At 58.7% G+C, this 252-nt stretch carries 1 pseudogene; it reads right to left on the bottom strand.

Annotated features, from left to right (window positions below):
- Positions 1–111 precede the first annotated feature (111 nt).
- Positions 112–252: pseudogene (locus SB756_RS32925) on the bottom strand (group II intron maturase-specific domain-containing protein); the annotation flags it as partial.

The following is a 252-nucleotide window of genomic DNA, read 5'->3' as shown; positions in this document are numbered from 1 at the left end:
GGCCGACGAACAGAAACAACTGGCCCAGCTGATGGCGCAGAAGATGGAAGAAACCGCCAAGATGGCCGCTGTGAGTGCCAAGCAGGCGAGCATCGCGACCATCAATGGTGAGCAGCGAAGTTTATGCCTGAGCCAGCTATCCAGCTCTTCGAGCGGCCGCTTGCTTTGGCTGAGTTGAAAGTAGCCTGCCCAACCTCGCAGCACAGGGTTTATCCACTCGATGACGTTGGCCATCTTGCGACCCCGCGCACC

It is taken from the genome of Pseudomonas sp. SIMBA_068, from assembly GCF_046534705.1.
Lineage (GTDB): Bacteria > Pseudomonadota > Gammaproteobacteria > Pseudomonadales > Pseudomonadaceae > Aquipseudomonas > Aquipseudomonas putida.
This window is presented reverse-complemented; position numbering and strand designations above follow the sequence as displayed.